17 protein-coding genes are annotated in these 19,525 nt (G+C 74.2%); 15 read left to right on the forward strand and 2 right to left on the reverse strand.

The features are described from left to right. Window positions 1–56: 56 nt before the first annotated feature. On the reverse strand, window positions 57–539 hold the full coding sequence (locus ACFWOG_RS07460) for a cysteine/serine endopeptidase inhibitor (protein ID WP_329950074.1): 483 nt from the start codon (window positions 537–539) through the stop codon (window positions 57–59). Between the two features lie 191 nt (window positions 540–730). Here ACFWOG_RS07460 and ACFWOG_RS07465 point away from each other — a divergent pair, with 191 nt between their 5' ends. The 13 genes from ACFWOG_RS07465 to ACFWOG_RS07525 all read left to right on the forward strand — a co-directional run bounded on the left by ACFWOG_RS07465 (window position 731) and on the right by ACFWOG_RS07525 (window position 15,830). Then, window positions 731–1,009 (forward strand): hypothetical protein, encoded by a 279-nt coding sequence (locus tag ACFWOG_RS07465; RefSeq protein WP_380355723.1) that lies wholly within the window; start codon window positions 731–733, stop codon window positions 1,007–1,009. Between the two features lie 70 nt (window positions 1,010–1,079). Beyond that, window positions 1,080–1,931, forward strand: coding sequence for an alpha/beta fold hydrolase (locus ACFWOG_RS07470; protein WP_380355726.1), 852 nt, complete (start codon window positions 1,080–1,082; stop codon window positions 1,929–1,931). Between the two features lie 640 nt (window positions 1,932–2,571). After that, the gene (locus ACFWOG_RS07475) at window positions 2,572–3,537 is read left to right on the forward strand and encodes a TauD/TfdA dioxygenase family protein (RefSeq protein WP_380355729.1); all 966 of its coding nucleotides are present in this window, start codon (window positions 2,572–2,574) and stop codon (window positions 3,535–3,537) included. 92 nt (window positions 3,538–3,629) lie between these two features. Beyond that, the gene (locus ACFWOG_RS07480; RefSeq protein WP_329950070.1) at window positions 3,630–4,877 is read left to right on the forward strand and encodes an ROK family protein; all 1,248 of its coding nucleotides are present in this window, start codon (window positions 3,630–3,632) and stop codon (window positions 4,875–4,877) included. A 118-nt stretch (window positions 4,878–4,995) separates the two neighbouring features. Next, the gene (locus ACFWOG_RS07485; protein WP_329950069.1) at window positions 4,996–6,582 is read left to right on the forward strand and encodes an ABC transporter substrate-binding protein; all 1,587 of its coding nucleotides are present in this window, start codon (window positions 4,996–4,998) and stop codon (window positions 6,580–6,582) included. A 15-nt stretch (window positions 6,583–6,597) separates the two neighbouring features. After that, window positions 6,598–7,542, forward strand: a complete 945-nt coding sequence (locus ACFWOG_RS07490) for an ABC transporter permease (protein WP_329880916.1) — start codon at window positions 6,598–6,600, stop codon at window positions 7,540–7,542. Window positions 7,543–7,545: 3 nt separating this feature from the next. Then, window positions 7,546–8,418: an ABC transporter permease gene (locus ACFWOG_RS07495; RefSeq protein ID WP_329880915.1), complete on the forward strand. Its 873-nt coding sequence runs from the start codon at window positions 7,546–7,548 to the stop codon at window positions 8,416–8,418. After that, window positions 8,415–10,166 (forward strand): ABC transporter ATP-binding protein, encoded by a 1,752-nt coding sequence (locus ACFWOG_RS07500; protein ID WP_380355735.1) that lies wholly within the window; start codon window positions 8,415–8,417, stop codon window positions 10,164–10,166. The genes ACFWOG_RS07495 and ACFWOG_RS07500 overlap by 4 nt, the downstream gene beginning before the upstream one ends. Further along, window positions 10,163–12,562, forward strand: a complete 2,400-nt coding sequence (locus tag ACFWOG_RS07505; RefSeq protein WP_380355738.1) for an arylsulfatase — start codon at window positions 10,163–10,165, stop codon at window positions 12,560–12,562. The genes ACFWOG_RS07500 and ACFWOG_RS07505 overlap by 4 nt, the downstream gene beginning before the upstream one ends. 45 nt (window positions 12,563–12,607) lie before the next feature. Continuing rightward, window positions 12,608–13,249 carry a 4'-phosphopantetheinyl transferase superfamily protein gene (locus ACFWOG_RS07510; protein ID WP_329880909.1) on the forward strand — a complete coding sequence of 214 codons (642 nt, stop codon included), beginning with the start codon at window positions 12,608–12,610 and terminating at the stop codon, window positions 13,247–13,249. A gap of 66 nt (window positions 13,250–13,315) precedes the next feature. Then, window positions 13,316–13,855, forward strand: coding sequence for an NUDIX hydrolase (locus tag ACFWOG_RS07515; protein ID WP_329950065.1), 540 nt, complete (start codon window positions 13,316–13,318; stop codon window positions 13,853–13,855). 177 nt (window positions 13,856–14,032) lie between these two features. Then, complete coding sequence (locus ACFWOG_RS07520; protein ID WP_380355743.1) at window positions 14,033–14,584, forward strand: hypothetical protein; 552 nt, start codon at window positions 14,033–14,035, stop codon at window positions 14,582–14,584. A 16-nt stretch (window positions 14,585–14,600) separates the two neighbouring features. After that, a complete protein-coding gene (locus ACFWOG_RS07525; protein ID WP_380355746.1) occupies window positions 14,601–15,830 on the forward strand; it encodes a sensor histidine kinase in 1,230 nt (409 codons plus the stop codon). Window positions 15,831–15,980: 150 nt separating this feature from the next. On the opposite strand, the gene ACFWOG_RS07530 is transcribed toward ACFWOG_RS07525, so the two are convergent. After that, window positions 15,981–16,916, reverse strand: coding sequence for a polysaccharide deacetylase family protein (locus tag ACFWOG_RS07530; RefSeq protein WP_380355749.1), 936 nt, complete (start codon window positions 16,914–16,916; stop codon window positions 15,981–15,983). Window positions 16,917–17,109: 193 nt separating this feature from the next. Between ACFWOG_RS07530 and ACFWOG_RS07535 the strand changes: the two genes are divergently transcribed. Further along, entirely contained in the window at window positions 17,110–18,678 is a 1,569-nt protein-coding gene (locus ACFWOG_RS07535; protein ID WP_329951979.1) for a CehA/McbA family metallohydrolase, read from the forward strand. Window positions 18,679–19,000: 322 nt separating this feature from the next. Then, window positions 19,001–19,429 (forward strand): hypothetical protein, encoded by a 429-nt coding sequence (locus tag ACFWOG_RS07540; protein ID WP_329951980.1) that lies wholly within the window; start codon window positions 19,001–19,003, stop codon window positions 19,427–19,429. Window positions 19,430–19,525 lie beyond the last annotated feature (96 nt).

The following is a 19,525-nucleotide window of genomic DNA, read 5'->3' on the forward strand; positions in this document are numbered from 1 at the left end:
GCCCCTGCACCCTGTCAGGGGCGGACGGCCGGACCGGCAGGTGCCGGCGGGCCCGCTCAGCCCGGGGTGGAGCCGGTGACCGGGTCGGAGAGGGGGATGCTCCCGCCCGCGAGGCCCGCCTTGACGAACTGCCAGGTGAGGCCGTTGATGACGCCCTGGCCGAGGGGGGCGAACGTGGCGAAGGCGGGCTGGCTGAGGTCGATGTGGGTGGCGTCGCAGGACGGACACTGGTCCTTGACGGGGACGGTCACGGTCCTGCCCTGGTAGGTGACCTTGACTGAGATGCCCTTGCAGACCGGGTCGTTGTTGGGGTTCGCCGTGGTCCACCAGGTGTGCGAGACGGCGACCAGCATCTGGGTGGCCGCGTCGATCCGGCTCCCGCAGGCGCCGTAGCCGGCGTCGTTGTAGTAGGTGGCCTTGCCCTTCACGGGCTTGTTGATCGGTATCGCGGCGCTCGCGGTGCCGGCACTCAGCGCGACGAGCGCGGCGGCGGCCAGCGGGACGCCTGCCAGGATCCGGAGGTTCGGGACAACTCGCATGTGCACCCTCCCGGTTCGGTTCGGTGGGAGGACGGTAGGCAGGCCCGACACGACCGGTACAGACATCTGACGTGTTGTCATGAACACAAGTCAGGGAGCTTTACCAACGCGGCCGAAGGGGGGACGATACGTGACCGCACGGTCCCCCGGCTCGTTGACCCGGCACCGTCCACGCGTCCTCGGAGGCCCCCGTGCGCACCGCCCTCCCCACCGCCCTCCCCACCGCCCTCCCCACCGTCCTGGCCGTGCTGCTCGGCGCCGCCGCGCTCCTCGGGACGGCCGCCGGCCAGGCCGCCGCCACTCCGGTGCGAGTGCCGGTGCCGGTGAACGCGCCTGCCCCTGCGCCTGCGCCTGCGCACCGGGAGGTCAACCAGGGCTACAGCATCCCCGTCGGCGCCGTCACCGACCTCGGCGCACTGCCCGTGCTCGGCAGCCTCGGGCTCGACTTCGCCCGCCTGCTCGGCGCCTGACGGGGCCGGCTCCCCCGCACCGGCGGGAACCCGGTGTACAGCGGGAGGACGGCTTGACAAGATCACTGTCATGCACACCTTCTCCGCACCCGACGGCACCCTCCTCGCCTACCGCGTCGAGGGCGACGGCGACGGCGACCCCGTCGTCTGCCTGCCCGGCGGGCCCATGCAGGACTCCCGCTACCTCGGCGACCTCGGCGGGCTGGCCGCCCGCACCGGCCGCCGCCTGGTCGTCCTCGACCTGCGGGGCACCGGCGACTCCGCCGTACCCGCCGACACCACCACCTACCGCTGCGACCGCCTGGTCGACGACGTCGAGGCGCTCCGCGTCCACCTCGGGCTCGACCGGCTCGACCTGCTCGGCCACTCGGCCGGCGTCAACCTCGCCGTCCGGTACGCGGAGCGCCACCCCGAGCGGGTGGCGCGGCTCGCGCTGATCACGCCCTCCGTGATGGCCCTCGGCGTGACGATCGACGGGGAGACCCGGCGCGAGACCGCCCGGCTCCGCCGGGGCGAGCCGTGGTTCGCCGAGGCGTACGCGGCGCTGGATGCGATCATCTCCGGGCGCGGCGGACCGGCCGACTGGCCGGCCATCACCCCGTTCACGTACGGGCGTTGGGACGACCAGGCCCGGGCCCGGGCGGCGGCCGAGGGCGATCGACGCAACAGCGAGGCGGCCGGCGTCTTCGGCTCCGAGGGCGCCTTCGACCCGCCGGCCACCCTGGCCGGGCTCGCCGCCTGCGCGGCGCGCGTCCTGGTGCTCGCCGGCGAAGTGGACGTCAGCGCTCCCCCGAAGGCGGCGGCCGAGCTGGCCGCGCTCTTCCCGGACGCCGGGTTCGCCGTGCAGCCGAAGGCCGGGCACTACCCGTGGCTCGACGACGCCGAACTGTTCACGGCCGAGGTCGCGGGCTTCCTGACGTGACACGGGGCGACGAAAGGCCCGTCCGGAGCTGCTCCGGGCGGGCCTTTCGCATGCGTGCGGGCCTCCTCCGGGGTTTCTTCCGCTGCGAAAGTTAGTAATCCCGATACTCCCCCGACAGGCGGGAACACTCCGCCGTCGCACCCCCGACATCACCCCGACATCGGCCGCAACACCGCGCCACAGCGCCGCAATACCCCTGTCCACCAGGCAGAACGGACGATTGACAGGGAGGCCGCGCCTTCAGCACCATGAGCGCCGAGCCACTCGAAACGCCCGGAAGGAGGGCCGATGAGCACCGTTGACCGTGCCGAGCACGGCCCCGTTCGCCGGGGCCCGTGTCGCCGCCGCTGTTGTCGCGGAGCGCTCGCCCGCTGACACCCGTCCGGGCCGCGCCGACCGCGTCCCCGGACCGGCGCACCCGCACCCGGACCCGCACCCGCACCCGGGGTGGCGCGCCGCCCCGCTGTGCCCGTCCGGCCGCGACCGGCCCGCACACCGCCGCACCCACGTCACCCGCTTCCCGTTCCGCCTGCCCGCGACCGGCCCTGCCGCCGCCACGCCCCGGCGCACCGCGGCACGCCGTCGAAGCGGCCTCCCACTCCCCTCCACCCCGCCTCCCCACGAGAGCTGAGGAACCGTCATGAGTGTTGCCCAGAACCAGATCACCGAGCTCGACCTCACCCCGGCCGCCGGCCGGATCGGTGCGATCGTGAACGACGTCCGCCTCGGCGGCGACCTGCCCACCGGGACCGTCGCCGCCATTGAGGCCGCGCTCCACACGCACAAGGTCCTGTTCTTCCGCGGCCAGCAGCACCTGGACGACGCCGAGCACGAGGCGTTCGCCCGCCTGCTGGGCCACCCGGTCGGCCACCCGACCGTCCCCAGCGCGGACGGCCGCTACATCTTCGAGCTGGACGCCACCAAGGGCGTGCGCGCCAACAACTGGCACACCGACGTCACCTTCGTCCCGTCCTACCCGAAGGCGTCGATCCTGCGCTCCCTGGAGCTCCCGCCGGCCGGCGGATCGACCGTGTGGGCCAACACGGTCGCCGCGTACGAGGACCTGCCGGAGCCGCTGAAGGTGCTGGCCGAGTCGCTGCGCGCCGTCCACACCAACGACTACGACTACGCGGCCAGCCTGGCCCTCCGCCCGGAGCTGGCGGACAACGCCGAGATCGCCAACCTGTTCCGTCAGGTGTTCGTCTCGACCGCGTTCAAGACCGAGCACCCGCTGGTCCGGGTGCACCCGGTGACCGGTGAGAAGAGCCTGCTCCTGGGCGCGTTCGCGCAGCGGATCCAGGGCGTCTCGGGCGCCGACAGCCGGGCCCTGATCACGCTCTTCCAGCGGTACGTGGAGCGCCTGGAGAACACCGTCCGCTGGGACTGGCAGGTCGGCGACGTCGTCATCTGGGACAACCGGGCCACCCAGCACTACGCGGTCAACGACTACGGCGACGAGCCGCGCCTGGTCCGCCGGATCACCCTGGACGGCGACCTGCCGGTCGGCGTCGACGGGGTGCCGAGCCGGCTGCTGGAGCCCGCCGACCCGCCGAAGGTGGCCGGTCTGGTGCCGGCCGAGGAACTGGAGGCCGCAGCCCGCGGCTGACCCCGCCGGCCCCGCCCCGGCACCCATCGCCACATCGCCCCAACGCCCCGGCACCCATCGCCCCGACGCCCCGACGCCCCGAAGGACCGCCGATGTTCACCGCATCCCCGCCCCCGGCCGAGAAGCCCCGCACCGGGGACGAGCGGCGGGACGTCAACGCCGCGGCCGTGCTGCGGGCGGTGCTGGACCACGGTCCGGTCGCCCGCAGCCGGGTCGCCGCGCTCACCGGACTCAGCCCGGCCGCGGTGTCCCGGCAGGTGGTCGACCTCTCCCGGTTCGGGCTGCTCCGCGAGCGGCCCGAACTGGCGGGCGGCGGCGCCGGGACGGTGGGCCGCCCGCAGCTCCCGGTGGACGTCGACACCGGCCGGCTCGCCGTCGCCGGCCTGCACATCGGTGTTCCGTACACCACCTTCGCCTTCCTCGACCTGCGCGGAAACGTGCTGTACCGCCAGGAGTTGAGCAACCGGGGCCGCACCGGCCACGCGGTGCTCCGGCCGCTGCTGGAGCGGCTGCCCCGGCTGCTGGCCGCCGTGCCGGACGGCCGGACGCCGGTCGGCCTGGGCGCGGTGACCGGCGGCGCGGTGGACCGGGAACGCGGCGTGATGGTCCGTCACGAACCCCTCGGCTGGCGGGACCTGCCGCTCGGCGAGCTGCTGGCGAAGGCCTCCGGCCTGCCCGTCCAGGTGGACAACCACGCCCGGGCGCTGGCCCAGGCGGAAATCCTGTTCGGGCACCCCGCGGCCCGCCGCTCCATGGTGCACCTGTTCGTCGGCCACGTGGTGGACGCCGCGCTCGCGGTGGCCGGCACCGTGCACGTCGGACCGCAGTCCCCGACCGGGGACGTCGCCCACCTCCCCGTGGCGGACAGCGACGAGCTCTGCCACTGCGGCCGCACCGGCTGTCTGGCGGTCGCCGCCTCGGACACCACGCTCTTCGAGGCGGCGGCCGCCGAAGGCATCACCCGCACACCGGACCGCACCGAGTTCACCGCCGCCGTACTGGCGGGCGACCCGCGCGCCGACAAGCTGGTCCGGCGCCGGGCCGCGACCGTCGGACGCGCGCTGGCACTGCTCGCCGACGTGGTCAATCCGGACCTGCTGGTCCTGACCGAGACCTTCGCCCTGCTGGACAAGGCCTACCTGGACGTGGTGCGGGAGGAGTTCGCGCTCCGCTCGCACCTTCGCCGGGACGCCGACCTGCTGATCGCCCAGCAGCGCGGGGCCGACGTGCTGGCCGTGGCGGCGGGGGCGGCGGCGCTCGCCGGCCTCTACGCCCGGCCGCTGCACGCCATGGCGGCGGCGGCCGAGGCCCCGCCGGCCGTCCCGGTCCGGCTCGGCTGACCGCCGGCGGGCCCGCACCGTCCCCCGACCGTCGCCCGCCGACCACACCCCGTCGCCCACCGCCCCGCCCGCCGACCGTCGCCCGCCGACCCTTCCTCACCGCAAAGGACTTCCGCCCATGCCCGTCTTCCCCGCTCCGTCCGCCTCCGGGCTCTCCCGCCGGACCCTGCTCCGTGGCGGCCTGGCCGGCGCCGGCCTGCTGACGCTCGCCGCCTGCCGTTCGGCGGCCGACACCGCCACCGCCCCCGCGGGCGACGCGGCGAGCCCTCGCCGGGGCGGCGTCCTCACGGTCGGCGCCGGTGTCGACTTCACCCCGGCCCTGCTCTTCGCCCAGAGCGCCAACACCCTCGTCCAGCGCCTGGTCTTCAACACCCTGACCAGGTACGACGACCGGCTCCAGCCGCAGCCCGAGCTGGCCACCTCCTGGCAGGTCTCCCCGGACGGCACCTCCGTCACGCTGAAGCTGCGCGACGACGTGCTCTTCCACAGCGGCCGCAGGTTCACCGCCGACGACGTGGTCTTCGCGGTCAAGAACCTCCAGAACCCGGTCCGTTCGGCCCAGCTGCGCTCCACCGCCGCCGCCGTCACCGACTTCCGCAAGAACGGCGACTTCGAGCTCACCCTCACCCTCGCGCACCCGGTGAGCAACATCTTCGACCTCTTCGAGTTCATGATCATCCCGGACTCGGCCAGCGTCGAGGAGGCCTTCGCCGGGACGAAGCTGATCGGCACCGGCCCGTACACCTTCACCGACCGCAAGCCGGGCAGCTCGATCACCTTCGCCCGCAACGAGAAGTACTGGAACCCGGGCCGTCCCTACCTCGACGGCGTCGAGATCAGGATCGTCCCGCAGGCCGAGTCGCTGCTCTCCTCCCTCAAGACCGGCCAGACGCACCTCTCCTACAGCATCCGCGGCAAGGACGTCGCCACCCTCAAGACCGACCCGCAGTTCCGGATCACCTCGTACGACACCGGCGCCGGCGCCTACTACATCGGCGCCAACGTGACCGGTGAGCACGTCTCCGACAAGCGGGTCCGCCAGGCCATCGCCTGGGCCGTCGACCGCGACCGGCTGGTCCAGCAGGCGCTCGGCGGCTACGGCACCGTGTCCTCCACCCCCTGGCCCAAGTCCTCCCCCGCGTACAGCGAGGCCTCCGCCGGCCGCTACCGCCACGACCCGGAAAAGGCACGCCAGTTGCTCAAGGAGGCCGGCCTGACGGGCATCACCCTGCCCTTCGCGCACTCCAACGACCCCGGCAACACGGCCATCGCGCAGATCCTGCAGTACGACCTCAAGCAGGTCGGCATCGAGACCGTGCTGCAGCCCACCGACTCGCCGACCATGCAGAAGCAGCTCATCTCGCAGACCATGCCCGCCCTCTGGACGCTGAGCCACGGCTTCGCCCAGCTCCACCCCGCCACCCTGGCGGTCAGCGCCTACCCGTTCAACGAGGCCAAGAACAGCTCGCACTTCTCCTCCCCCGCCTACACCGAGATCGTGCAGAAGGCGTGGAAGCGGCCCGACAGCGACAGCCCCGAGGCCAAGGCGCTCTACCAGCAGATCACCGACGTCCTGCTGGACGAGCAGTTCGTGATCGACCTCGCCATCGCCGGCCTGACCGAGGTCGCCGGCAGCAAGGTGCGCGGCGCCACCCTCAACAAGTTCGGCTACCTCAACCTCGACGACGCCTACCTGACGGCCTGACGGACGGCCCGACCGATGCGAACCTTCCTCCTCAAGCGGCTGCCCTCCGGGCTGCTCGTCCTGCTCCTCGCCTCCTTCCTCGTCTTCCTCATCCTCCGCCTCATCCCCGGCGACCCGGCCACCACCCTGGCCGGACCGGACGCCGGACCCCAGGCCGTCGCCGCCATCCGCGCCCAACTCGGCCTGGACGAACCGCTCGTCGGCCAGTACCTGACCTGGATCGGCAACCTGCTGAGCGGCGATCTCGGGCCCAGCTACGCGATCGGCGGCCAGGTCTCCGACCTGATCGGCAACGGCATCGCCGCCACCGTCCAACTCACCCTCGGCGCCCTCCTCCTGGTCGTCCTGCTGGCCCTGCCGCTGGGTGTCCTGGGCGCCACCGCCCGCCGCCGGCCGGTCGCCGCCGCCGTCCACGCCTTCACCACCGCCGTCCTGGCCGTCCCGCCGTTCGTCACCGGCGTGCTGCTGGTGCTGCTGTTCGCGGTCACCCTCGGCCTGCTGCCCGCCGGCGGCCACGAGTCGTTCCTCGACGCCCCCGACCTCGCCCTCCAGTACCTGCTGATGCCGGCCGTCTGCCTCGCGCTGCCGAGCGCCGCCGTCCTCGCCCGCTACCTCAAGGACGGCATCGAACGGGCCCTCGCCGAGGACTACGTCCGCACCGCCACCGCCGTCGGCGTCTCCCGGCGCCGCATCGTCTGGCTGCACGCCCTGCCCAACGCGCTGCCCTCCGCCGTCACCGTGCTCGGCCTCCAGGTCGGCCACCTCGTCGCCGGCGCGGTGCTGGTGGAGCGGATCTTCGCCTGGCCCGGACTCGGCCAGCTGATCGAGCAGGGCGTCATCCGCCGCGACTACCCCGTCGTGCAGGACCTCCTGCTGCTGATCGTCGCCGTCTACGTCGCCGTCCAGCTGCTCACCGACCTGGCGTACGCCTGGCTGGACCCCCGGATCCGGTGGGAGTAACCGATGACCGCCCTGACCGCCCCCGCCCCGTCACCGACCGCCCCGGCCCCGCCGCCGGCGCGGCGCCGCAACCGCTACCTCGCCGGGCTGCTCACCGGACGCGGCCTGACCGGCCTCGCCCTGGTCGGCGTGGTCGCCCTCGCCGGCCTGCTCGCCCCGCTGCTCACCGACCTCGACCCGAACGCGCAGAGCGCCCTCGCCCTCGCCGGGCCGAGCGCCGAGCACCCGTTCGGCACCGACGACCTGGGACGGGACCTCTTCAGCCGGGTCCTGCACGGCATCACCACCGACCTGGCGCTGACCTTCGGCGCCGTCCCGGTCGGCGCGCTGCTGGGCTGCTCGCTCGCCCTGCTCGCCGCCTCCCACCGGTGGGCGGACGTCGCCGTCCAGCGCTCCTTCGACCTGGTGCTCGCCTTCCCCGGCATCATCCTGGCGCTCGCCGTCACCGCCGTGCTCGGACCGGGCCGCTGGCCGGTGTTCATCGTCATCGCGCTCGCCGAGATCCCCGGCTTCGGGCGGCAGCTGCGCTCCGGCATCCTGGTCCAGCGGGAGCGCGAGTACGCGCTCGCCGCGCGGGTCGGCGGCGCCACCCGGCGGCGGGTGCTGCTGCGGCACGTCGTGCCCAACGCGGTCGACCCGCTGATCGTGCAGACCGCCGTCGCCCTCTCCATCGGCGTCTTCATCGAGGGTGCGATGAGCTTCCTCGGGCTCGGCGTCCGCCCGCCGGAGCCGACCCTCGGCTCCATCCTCAGCCAGTCCGTCGGCTACCTCTCCACCCATCCGACCTTCGCGGCGGCCCCGCTGGCCGCCACCACCGCGCTGGTGCTCGGCTTCACGCTGATCGCCGAGGCCCTGAACCGGGGGATCCGCCGATGAGCAGCCCTGTCCGGGACACCCGCGTCGTGCCCGGCGCCACCGACGCCCACCCGGGCGACGCGGGGCCCACCGACGCCACCGGAGCCGCCGGAACCACCGCCGGTTCCCCCGGTTCCGCCGCCCGCACCGTCCTCCGGGTCCGCGACCTGACGGTCACCTTCGGCCCCGGCCCCGGCGCCGGAACCGCCGGCGCGGTGACCGCCGTCGACGGGGTCGGCTTCGAGCTGGCCGCCGGGGACACCCTCGGCCTGGTCGGCGAGTCCGGCTCCGGCAAGTCCACCACCGCGCTGGCACTGCTGCGGATGCTGCCGGCCGGCGGCCGGATCACCGGCGGCTCGGTCGAGCTGGCCGGGCAGGACCTCGCCGCCCTGCCCGAACCGGCCCTGCGCGCGCTGCGCGGCCGGCGGATCGCGATGATCTTCCAGGACCCGATGTCCTCGCTCAACCCGGTACTCACCGTCGGCCGCCAGCTCGACGAGGCACTGCGTGCCCACGGCACCGCAGGCCGGGCCGAACGATCCACCCGGGCAGTCGAGTTGCTGGACCTGGTCGGCATCCCCGGTGCCGCCGACCGGCTGCGCGACCACCCGCACCAGTTCTCCGGCGGCCAGCGCCAGCGCATCATGATCGCCCTCGCGCTCGCCAACGACGCCGAGGTCCTGGTCGCCGACGAGCCCACCACCGCACTCGACCCGACCGTCCAGCAGCAGATCCTCCGCCTGCTCACCCGGATCAACCGGGAGACCGGCACCGCGCTGGTGGTGATCAGCCACGACCTCGGGGTCATCGCCCAGACCTGCCGCCGGCTGCTGGTGATGCGGCACGGCCGGGTGGTGGAGTCCGGGGAGACGTCCGACGTCCTGGGCGCACCGCAACACCCGTACACCAAGCAGTTGCTGGCCGCCGTCCCGCGGCTCGACGCGCCCTCCGGGGCCGCCGCCAACAGCACCCCCGGCGCCGAGCCGCTCCTCGCCGTCAGCGGCCTGCGCAAGACGTACGGCTCCCGCAGGCGCGCCGTCACCGCCCTGGACGGCGTGGACCTGGTGCTGCACCCCGGCGAGACCCTCGGCCTGGTCGGCGAGTCCGGCTCCGGCAAGTCCACGCTGGCCCGCGCCCTGGTCCAGGTGCACGCGCCGAGCGGGGGCGAGATCCGGTTCCGGGGCCAGGAGTTCGGGCGCGGCGGCGAGCGTGCCGCCAGGCGTGAACTCCAGATGGTGTTCCAGGACCCGTACGCGTCGCTCAACCCGCGGATGACCGCCGGGCAGATCGTCGCCGAACCGCTGATCGCCCACGGCTACGGCGACCGGGCCGCGCGCGAGAAGCGGGTGACCGAACTGCTGGAGCAGGTCGGCCTCGACCCGGCCACCGCCGACCGCCACCCGCGCGCCTTCTCCGGAGGGCAGCGTCAACGCATCGGCATCGCGCGGGCGTTGGCCCCCGAACCCAGCGTGCTGATCTGCGACGAACCGGTCTCCGCGCTGGACGTCTCGGTCCAGGCCCAGGTGATCGAGCTGCTCGCCCGGCTCCAGCGCGAACTCGGCCTCGCCATCCTCTTCATCGCCCACGACCTCGCCGTGGTCCGCCAGGTGAGCCACCGGATCGCCGTGATGCACCGGGGCCGGATCGTCGAGACCGGACCGGCCGACCGCGTCGTCACCGCGCCGCAGCACCCCTACACCACCGAACTCCTCTCCGCCGTACCGCAGCTGGCGGCGCCGGCCCCCCTCACCGCCCGGAGCACCGCATGAGCAGCACGTCCGACCACCGACCCGCGGACACCACAGACACGACGGACACCGCGGACGCCACGGGCCCCGACGCCGCCGACCCCCACTACCGGGACCCGTACGCGGGCTTCCCCGGCACCGTCGGCCGCACCTTCCGCGAGTCCACCGCCGCCTGGCCCGACCGGGTCCGCCCCCGCGAGGGCGCGCCCAACATCGTCGTCGTCCTCGTCGACGACATGGGCTACAGCGACATCGGCCCGTTCGGCGCCGAGATCCCCACCCCCACCCTGGACGCCCTGGCCGAGCGCGGCGTCAAGCTGGCCAACTACCACACCATGCCGCTCTGCTCGCCCGCCCGCGCCGCCCTGCTCACGGGCCTCAACCCGCACCGGGTCGGCTACTCCTTCGTCGCCAACGCCGACCCCGGCTTCCCCGGCTACGGCATGGAGGTGGCCGGCGACATCCCCACCCTCGCCGAACTGCTGCACGACGCCGGCTACGCCACCTACGCCGTCGGCAAGTGGCACCTCACCCGGGACTCCGCCTCCAACGCCGCCGACAACCGCGCCAACTGGCCGCTGCAGAAGGGCTTCGACCAGTACTACGGCGTCCTCGAAGGGCTCACCAGCCTCTTCCACCCGCACCAACTCGTCCGCGACAACAGCCCGTTGGACATCGACGAGCTGCCGGACGGCTACTACTACACCGACGACATCACCGACCGGGCCATCTCCATGGTCACCTCGCTGCGCGCCCACGACGCCGACAAGCCGTTCTTCCTCTACCTCGCCCACAACGCCGTGCACGGCCCGCTCCAGGCCAAGCCCGAGGACCTCGCCCGGCACCGGGGCCGCTACGACGGGGGCTGGGACGAGCTGCGCACCGCCCGGTTCGCCCGCCAGCTCGCCGCCGGCCACTTCCCGCCCGGCACCGAACTGCCCGACCGCAACTCCGAGGCCGGGTACGAGGTCGGCCCGTGGAACGAACTCACCGAGGTCCAGCAGACGTTGTACGCCCGCTACATGGAGGTGTACGCGGCGATGGTCGACAACGTCGACCAGAACCTCGGGCGACTCCTCGGCACCCTGGCCGAACTCGGCGAACTCGACAACACCATCGTGGTGTTCACCTCCGACAACGGCGGCACCGGCGAGGGCGGCGCCGAGGGCACCCGCAGCTACTTCAGCCGCTTCGTCCACCACCCGAACCTGCCGGCGGACTGGAACCCCGACGTCCGGCGCGAGATCGACCTGATCGGCGGCCCGCAGTCGCTGGTCCACTACCCGCGCGGCTGGGGCATGGCCTCCAACACGCCGTTCCGCCTCTACAAGGGCCAGACCCACGCGGGCGGCGTCCGCGTCCCGTTCGTCCTCTCCTGGCCCGCCGGCCTGCCCCGCGCCGACGGCGACAGCGGCGTCCGACCGCAGTACCAGTACGTCACCGACATCCTCCCCACCCTGCTCGAACTCGCCGGCGTGGAACGCCCGTCGGACCGCACCGGCCGTCCCGTCCAGTCCCTCGACGGCATCAGCTTCGCCCCCGTCCTGCGGGAGGCGGCCGCCGACTCCACCCACCACGAGCAGTACTGCGAGATGACCGGCAACCGCAGCTACTACCGCGACGGCTGGAAGCTCGTCACCCTGCACCGCCCCGGCACCCCCTACGACGACGGCGAGTGGGCGCTCCACGACCTGCGCACCGACCCGACCGAGATCCACGACGTCGCCGACCGCCACCCGGACGTGGTCAAGGAACTCGCCGCCGCCTGGGAGACCGCCGCCCGGCGCAACGGCGTCTTCCCGCTCGCCGACGGCAGCGGCGCCCTCGCCCTGCGGCACCCCGACGACGCCCGCCTCCGCCGCCCGGTCCGACTGCTCGCCGGCACCCCCGAACTGGAGCGCTACCGCTCCTCCCGGCTGATCTCCTTCCGCTCCTTCGCGATCGAGGTCGAGCTGGACCGCCACGGCCCCGACGACCAGGGCGTGCTCGTCTCCCACGGCGACCAGGGCGGCGGCTACAGCCTCTACGTCGAGGACGGCCGGCTGCGCCTCGCCTACAACCAGTACGGCGACCTCACCGAGGCCGACGCCGGCCCGCTCGCCCCCGGCGCCCGGCTGGTCACCGTCGAGGCCACCGCCGTCGCCGACCTCAGGTGGGAGTTCCGCGTCCTCGTCGACGGGGTGGAGACCGGCCGGCTCGGCCCGGTCCACCAGCTCATCGGCATGGCCCCGTTCCAGGGCATCAGCGTCGGCGTCGACCGCAAGTCCCCCGTCTCCTGGCCGCTGTACGAGCGCCACCGCTCGTTCCGGTACAGCGGGGGCCTGCGCGCCGTCACCTACCTGCCCGGCGAGCCCGCCCCGTACGACCCGGAGACCGTCGCCGGGGCACTGCGGGAGGCGGCCGCCGCCTTCGAGTAGCCCCGCGTTACTCTCGTCCGGCCAGCAACTTCTTGAGGGGGACCAGTGATCGGCGAACTCCTGCCCGCGTCCGTCGTCGTCGAGACGGCCTACGACGACCCGGCCGAGGCCCGGCTCGAACCGGCCGAGGCCGAGGTCGTCGCCCGCGCCGTCGACTCCCGCCGCCGCGAGTTCACCACCGTCCGTCACTGCGCCCGCCTGGCCCTCGGCCGGCTCGGCGTCCCGTACCGCCCGCTGGTCCCCGGCCTGCGCGGCGCGCCGAGCTGGCCCGACGGCGTCATCGGCTCCCTCACCCACTGCGCCGGCTTCCGCGCCGCCGCGGTGGCCAGGGCCGGTGACGTCGTCTCCGTCGGCATCGACGCCGAACCCGCCCTGCCGCTGCCCGAGGGCGTCCTCGACGCCATCGCCCTGCCCGCCGAGCAGCGCCGCAACACGGCCCTCACCGCCGCCCACCCCGACGTCCCCTGGGACCGCATCCTGTTCAGCGCCAAGGAGTCGGTCTACAAGACCTGGTTCCCCCTCACCCACCGCTTCCTCGACTTCTCCGAGGCCGAGCTCACCCTCCGCCCCGACGGCACCTTCGACGCCACCCTCCTCGTCCCCTCCCCGCTCCCCACCCTCGCGGGCCGCTGGCGCGTCGACCGGGGCCTCCTCGCCACCGCCATCACCGTCCTGCCGGAGGCGTAGGCGGGGCCCCGCCCCGGCGCCTCTGGCAGGATGGCGCGGACCGTCCCGTCCCGAACAGAGGTACCCGTGAGCAGCGAGTGGACCGTCCATGGCAGCCGCACCGTCTACTCCAGCCCCTGGGTGGAACTCGACCTGGTGGACGTCGAGCCGGAGGGGATGCCCCGCTACGAGCACCACCTGGTGAAGTGGGCGCCGGTCGCGGCAGCCGTCGTCCTGAACGAGCGCGACGAGGTCCTGATGATCTGGCGCCACCGGTTCACCACGGACGCCTGGGGCTGGGAGGTCCCCTGCGGCATCGTCGAGCCCGGCGAGAGCCCCGAGGCCGCCGCCGTCCGGGAGGCCGAGGAGGAGACCGGGTGGCGGCCGGCCTCGGTGGAGCCCCTCGGCTACACCCATCCCGTCGGCGGGATGAGCAACGCCCGGCACCACGTCTTCCTCGCCCGCGGCGCCGTCCGCACCGGGCCGCCCGTCGACACCCACGAGGCGGACCGGATCGAGTGGATCCCGCTCGACCGCGTCCAGGGGATGATCGACCGTCGCGAGATCGTCGCCGGCGTCGCCCTCGTCGGCCTCCTCCAACTCCTCGCCCGCCCCACCCCCCGCTGACCCCGGGCCGGCCGGCTCCGGCCGACTCCGCCGGAGCAGCCCGGCGCACCCGGGCCGCCGAGCGAACCGGGGCCCGGGTGGGGCCTCGGGCTCATGCTCCCGGGACACGGACGGGACGACTGTGGAGGTAGTCGCCCGCACCCCCAGGGCGGGCCCGTCCGATGTCGAGGCGTTACGATGAGTACACAGCCAACTACCGACGCGCCCGCGGTCGCCGTCACCGTGCACCCTGCCCGACGGGGCGGCGGTGAGCTCGGCAAACCGCTGGCCCACGGGATCCTGACCAGCGCGGAGACCGTGCTGGTGCCGGATCCTCCCGAGACACTCGCCAGTCCCTGGAAGAGATACCTCGTGCGAATATCCCGGTCACCCGGAGACGGGAAGGACTCCCAGGTCGTGCTGTCCGGCGGGCTGAGCCTGTCCGCGGTCAACGGGGACGGGATCACCGCGGCGGCGGCCGTGCTCACCCTGGTCAGCCCTTCGCGGTTCGGCGTCCACGCCGAACGGGTCTCGCCGGCCCGCCTCGCCGAAAGCCTCGTCCGCCACCACGGCGACCAGTGGGCGGTCTACGCCGAGCTCGGCTTCGGCGTGGTGCGCCCGGGGGGACTCGCCCCGCCGGAGAAGTGGTGGCTCGACGCCCTCACCGCCGACGGCGGCGTCTCCTCCGGCGCCGAGGAGTACGGGGAGAGGACGTGCTGCAGCAGCCGCACGTGCTCACCCTGCACCTGACCGGACCGTGGGCACGATGACCACGCCGCAGGACCGGACGGGGGACGTCCGGGGCGTGCGCTCCGTCCGGCTGCAGGACGCCGCGCTGGCGCTCGTCGCCCTCGTCCCGGAACTGTTCTACTTCGGCACCCTGATCGTCCCCTCCACGACGTGGGAGCAGCGGCTGTGGATGCTGCTGCTCGCCGCCGCCGAGGGGGCGGCGCTGGTCCTGCGCCGCCGCCGCCCGGTGGTCACGTTCGGCGCCGTGTGGGTGATCGCCACCGGCGCCAACCTGCTCTCGATCGCCCACGTCTTCGACTACACGCCGTGCTTCGGCCTGCTGATCGCCCTCTACACCGTCTCCGAGCAGTGCCGGCGGTCCGTCGCCCTGCCGGCGCTCGCCCTCGCCTTCGTGCCGCTCTCGCTGGCGATCTACTCCACCGTGGCCTTCTACGGCGGATCGTCCACGCTCCCGGTGCTGGTCGCGAACATCGCCTTCTACCTGCCGATCACCCTCGCGGTCTGGTGGCTCGCCCGGTGGAGCCGGGCGGCGAGGAGGGCTGCGGAGCGTCAACAGCAGGAGGTCGCCGAGGCCCGCCGGCGGGTCACCCAGGAACGGGTGCGGATCGCCCGGGAGCTGCACGACATCGTCGCCAACGCCGTCGCGGTGATGGTGATGCGGGCCGAGACGGCCCGGGTCACGGCGTTCGAGGACCCGGCGCGCGGTGAGGCCTTCGAGCACATCGAGGACCTCGGGAGGTCCACGATGGCCGAGCTCCGACACATGCTGCGGCTGCTCCGCACCTCGGAGACCCCGGCCGAGGAGGGCAACACCCACGGCCTGGGGGACCTGGACCGGCTCCTGGCGGACATCCGCAGGGCCGGCGTCCAGATCTCCCTGGAGACGCGCGGTACGCCGCTGCGGATCGACGACAGCGTCGGCCAGACCGCCTACCGCCTCGTCCAGGAGGCGGCCACCAACATCACCAAGCACGCCGGACCGGGCACCCGGGCGGTCGTGCGGATCACCTGGGACGAGTCGCTGATCATCGAGGTCGTCGACGACGGCGCCGGGCGGCCCCCGGGCGCGCAGCGGGAGCTGTCGACCGGGCACGGGCTGCTCGGGCTGCGCGAGCGGGTCGCCCTCTTCGGCGGCCTGCTGAGTGCGGCCCCGTACGGTCCGGGCTTCCGGGTGGCCGCGGCCCTCCCGGTCTCCACCGCCCGCGCCACCGGGGCGGCGGCCGTCGGCGAGAGCCGACCGGCCTGAGCACGCCGGATCTCGACACCCCGAGCGCGAAACCTCACGCACCGGACGACAGCAGCGCCCCGGTGGAGGCGCGCGCCCGGCCCTTCCTCGCACGCGTACGAGCGGTTCGAACCGCCGACATCTGCTTTGTCAGAGCAGCGCTCGGTGGAATCAGTGAAAGGCGTCGGAGAGGCGGGTGAAGGTCCGGCCGGTGGCGAGGAGGGTGGGGAGGGCGGTGGCGAGGCCGCGGGCGGTGCCGGCGGCGGGGTGGTTCATGTGGGCGATGACGATGGCGCCGGGCGGGGCGTCGAGGAGTTCGCGGTGGACCTGGGTGGCGGTGAGGGTGGCTCCGCCGTCCGCGTTGGTGGTGAAGCCCGCGACGGGCTGGGCGAGGTCGGCGGCGATGCGGGTGGCGACGTCGTCGTAGTGGGCGGTGCCCGCGCGGAAGTAGCGGGGTGGCCGGCCGAGCAGCGCGGTGAGCTTTTCGAGGTTCCCGGAGATCTCGTCGTAGACCTCGCCCGCGTCGCCGGTGCCGAGGATGCCGTAGGCGGAGCGGCCGGTGACGGACAGGGGGCGGTGGGCGGTGCCGTGGTTGGCGATCTCGAAGAGGGGGTCGGCGGCGAGGTCCTCGAAGGTCGCCGGGTTGGCGTCGATCCAGCGGGCGTTGAGGAAGAGGGTGGCGGGAACGTCGTGGGTGCGGAGGGTCTCGATCAGCCCGGCGTCGTAGCCGGAGCCGCCGGGTCCGCCGCAGGCGTCGAAGGTGAGGGCGATGGCGCGCTCGCCGTCGGGGAGCGCGCTCAGGACGCCGGGGACGTCGAGGCCCCAGTCGGTGGGGGCGGCCTCGGCGTAGCGGGTGGTGACGGTGGTGCGGGTGGGGAGCGGGACGGGGATGGCTGCCGGGGCGGAGGTGGGAGCGGGCGTGGGGGCGACCGTGGGCGTCTCTGCGGGCGCGGATGCGGGCGAGGGCGTGGGGGTGGGCGTGGGTGAGGCGGTCGGTGGAGGGGTGGGAGGGCCGGGCGGGGTCGGCGGACGCGCGGTGGAGGGCCGGCACGCGGCCAGCGCGCTGCCGGCCGCGACCGCCAGGAGGGTCCGCCGGCTGAGTGACATGGGGAGCCTCCCGGGCTGTCTGATGTTCAGATGATCCACGTCCCATGAAGAGACTGATCGTCAGTCCGCGCAACCCGGGCGACCTTCACGGGGCTGCCGCGTGAACGTGAGGTCCGGCTCACCCGTGGTTCACCGGGGCGGGCGGGAGCGCGGGTAGGAGGCGGAAAACGTCCCGGGCGAGTCGGAGGATCTGATGGCGGACGATGTGCACGGCGAGAAGGGGTTACTGGGCCGGCGCGGGCTGCTCGCGGCCGGGGCGGCCGGCGCGGCCGGGGCACTCGGTGCGGCGGGTGCCGGCGCCGCCCGCGCGGAGGAGGGAACGCCCGGAGCTGCGGACCGGACGATCACGCTCACCGGACGGCTGCCGACCGGAGCCCCCGACTTCGTCTACCTGCCGTTCGACGTGCCGGCGGGGGTCCGGGAGGTCGCCGTCACCTACCGGTACGACAAGCCGACCGTTCCAGCCGGCACTCCGGGGAACTCCTGCGACATCGGGCTCTTCGACGAGCGCGGCACCGACCTCGGCGGGCGCGGCTTCCGCGGCTGGTCGGGCGGGTTCCGGACGGAGTTCTCGGTGAGCCGCGAGCAGGCGACCCCCGGCTACCTGCCGGGACCGGTCCGGCCCGGGCGCTGGCACGTCGTGCTCGGCCCGTACCAGGTGGCACCCCAGGGGCTGGAGTACCGGGTCGACGTGACCCTCCGCTCCGGGGCCCCGGGGGGCGTCTTCACCCCCTCGTACCCGCCGGAGCGGGCGCGGGGGCGCGGGCGCGCCTGGTACCGGGGCGACTGCCACCTGCACACCGTGCACTCCGACGGACGGCGGCTGCCCGCCGAGGTGGCGGCCGGTGCCCGGGCCGCCGGGCTGGACTTCCTCGTCTCCACCGACCACAACACCACCTCCGCCCACGGTGTCTGGGGTCCGCTCGCCGGGCCGGACCTGCTGATCATGCTCGGCGAGGAGGTCACCACCAGGAACGGCCACTGGCTGGCCCTGGGTCTGCAACCGGGCCAGTTCGTCGACTGGCGGTACCGCTCCCGCGACGAGGCGTTCCCCCGCTTCGCCCGGCAGGTGCGGCGGCAGGGCGGCCTCGTGGTGCCGGCGCACCCGTTCTGCCCGTACGTCGCCTGCCAGTGGAAGTTCGGGTACGAGGACGCCGACGCCGTCGAGGTGTGGAACGGCCCGTGGACGTACGACGACGAGTCGGCGGTGGACGGCTGGGACGCCCGGCTGGCGGTGGCGCTGCGGCAGGGCCGGTCCTGGCTTCCCGCGGTCGGCAACAGCGACGCGCACAGCGCGCCGCAGGTGATCGGCTCGCCCCACACGGTCGTCCTGGCCGAGGACCTGACCCGGGACGACGTCCTCGACGGGATCCGGTCCGGGCGCAGCTGGCTGGCCGAATCGGCAACCGTCCAGTTGGAGTTCACCGCCACGGGGAACGGCCGGCAGGCGGGCATCGGCGAGGAGCTGACCGTCCCGGCGGACGCGCCGGTGGACGTCCGGCTCGCGGTCGCGGGAGTGCCGAACGGCACGGTGCGGTTCCTGACCGACGAGGGCCAGCTGCACCAGGAGTCGTTGCCGGCCGACGGCGCGGGCACGGTGGTCTGGCGGACGACGGCCTCGCTGGCGGCGTTCGTCCGGGCGGAGGTCCGGCGCCCCAGGGCCGACGGGACCCCGGGGAAGGGCAATTCCATGGGGCCGGACCTGCCGTGGGGCCCGATGGCGGCGCTGACCAACCCGATCGTCCTTCAGGTGGCGGAGTAGCGCGAAGGGCCCCGGAGGCGAGGTCCGGAAGGGCAGGCGTGAGGAGCGCGGGGAGGACCGGCGGGAGGTATCGGGAGGGGGAGGACTCGGGGCCGCGCGGTGGACTAGGTTGATCTCCGACAGCAGTCACTCGTGGGGACGAGGCGGTCGGCTGTCCGCTTTGCCGGGTTCGGCCCGCCTGTGTTCCGCGTCGGGCCGGCCCGCGCGCTCCGGCCGTCCCGCCCCGGCTCCCCGTCCTTCCCCGCCCGTGAAGGGATCAGCAGCTGTGAACCGTACGACCGTAGGTGGGCCCGAGCTCGGAGGCGGACGGGGAGCGGGCAGCGTGGTCGTCCTCTCCGACCCGGCCGCCGGGGCCGGGATCGGTGCGGTCGCCCCGCTGGTCGCGGACGCGCTGTACCCGAGCGTCCACCTGCGCGCGGAGGACTTCCAGCGGGCGGTCCGGCAGGGGTACGTCGCGCCGCACCTGCCGGAGGCCCGGCGGCAGAACGTGACCGCACTCGCGGCGGCCGCGCAGGCCGCCTTCGCCTTCGCCTCGGGCGGCTACCAGGTGGTGGTGGAGGGCTCGGTCGCGCCGACGGCGCTGGACTCCTTCCGCCGGGAGAGCCGGGCGACGGGGGCGGCGCTGCACTACGTGGTGCTGAACGGGGGCGCGAGCGCGCACCGGAGCGAGGGTGGCAGGGGGACGGCGGAGGAGACGGCCGGAGCCGTGCTGGCCGGCCTGCGGCGGGGGGCCTACCTCCTCGGGTGGTGACCCCTCGGGGTCCCCGGGGTCCCCGGGGTCCCCGCGGGGCGGGTGACCGCCTCGCGTCGCCCGGCGTCGGTCGGCGACCAGAACGGCCGCCGGCCC

The organism is Kitasatospora sp. NPDC058406 (assembly GCF_042722765.1).
Lineage (GTDB): Bacteria > Actinomycetota > Actinomycetes > Streptomycetales > Streptomycetaceae > Kitasatospora.

Coding starts and splice junctions, on each gene's coding strand:
- ACFWOG_RS07460 (WP_329950074.1), bottom strand. CDS start 539: ATGCGAGTTGTCCCGAACCTCCGGATCCTGGCAGGCGTCCCGCTGGCC.
- ACFWOG_RS07470 (WP_380355726.1), top strand. CDS start 1,080: ATGCACACCTTCTCCGCACCCGACGGCACCCTCCTCGCCTACCGCGTC.
- ACFWOG_RS07475 (WP_380355729.1), top strand. CDS start 2,572: ATGAGTGTTGCCCAGAACCAGATCACCGAGCTCGACCTCACCCCGGCC.
- ACFWOG_RS07480 (WP_329950070.1), top strand. CDS start 3,630: ATGTTCACCGCATCCCCGCCCCCGGCCGAGAAGCCCCGCACCGGGGAC.
- ACFWOG_RS07485 (WP_329950069.1), top strand. CDS start 4,996: ATGCCCGTCTTCCCCGCTCCGTCCGCCTCCGGGCTCTCCCGCCGGACC.
- ACFWOG_RS07490 (WP_329880916.1), top strand. CDS start 6,598: ATGCGAACCTTCCTCCTCAAGCGGCTGCCCTCCGGGCTGCTCGTCCTG.
- ACFWOG_RS07495 (WP_329880915.1), top strand. CDS start 7,546: ATGACCGCCCTGACCGCCCCCGCCCCGTCACCGACCGCCCCGGCCCCG.
- ACFWOG_RS07500 (WP_380355735.1), top strand. CDS start 8,415: ATGAGCAGCCCTGTCCGGGACACCCGCGTCGTGCCCGGCGCCACCGAC.
- ACFWOG_RS07505 (WP_380355738.1), top strand. CDS start 10,163: ATGAGCAGCACGTCCGACCACCGACCCGCGGACACCACAGACACGACG.
- ACFWOG_RS07520 (WP_380355743.1), top strand. CDS start 14,033: ATGAGTACACAGCCAACTACCGACGCGCCCGCGGTCGCCGTCACCGTG.
- ACFWOG_RS07525 (WP_380355746.1), top strand. CDS start 14,601: ATGACCACGCCGCAGGACCGGACGGGGGACGTCCGGGGCGTGCGCTCC.
- ACFWOG_RS07530 (WP_380355749.1), bottom strand. CDS start 16,916: ATGTCACTCAGCCGGCGGACCCTCCTGGCGGTCGCGGCCGGCAGCGCG.
- ACFWOG_RS07535 (WP_329951979.1), top strand. CDS start 17,110: ATGGCGGACGATGTGCACGGCGAGAAGGGGTTACTGGGCCGGCGCGGG.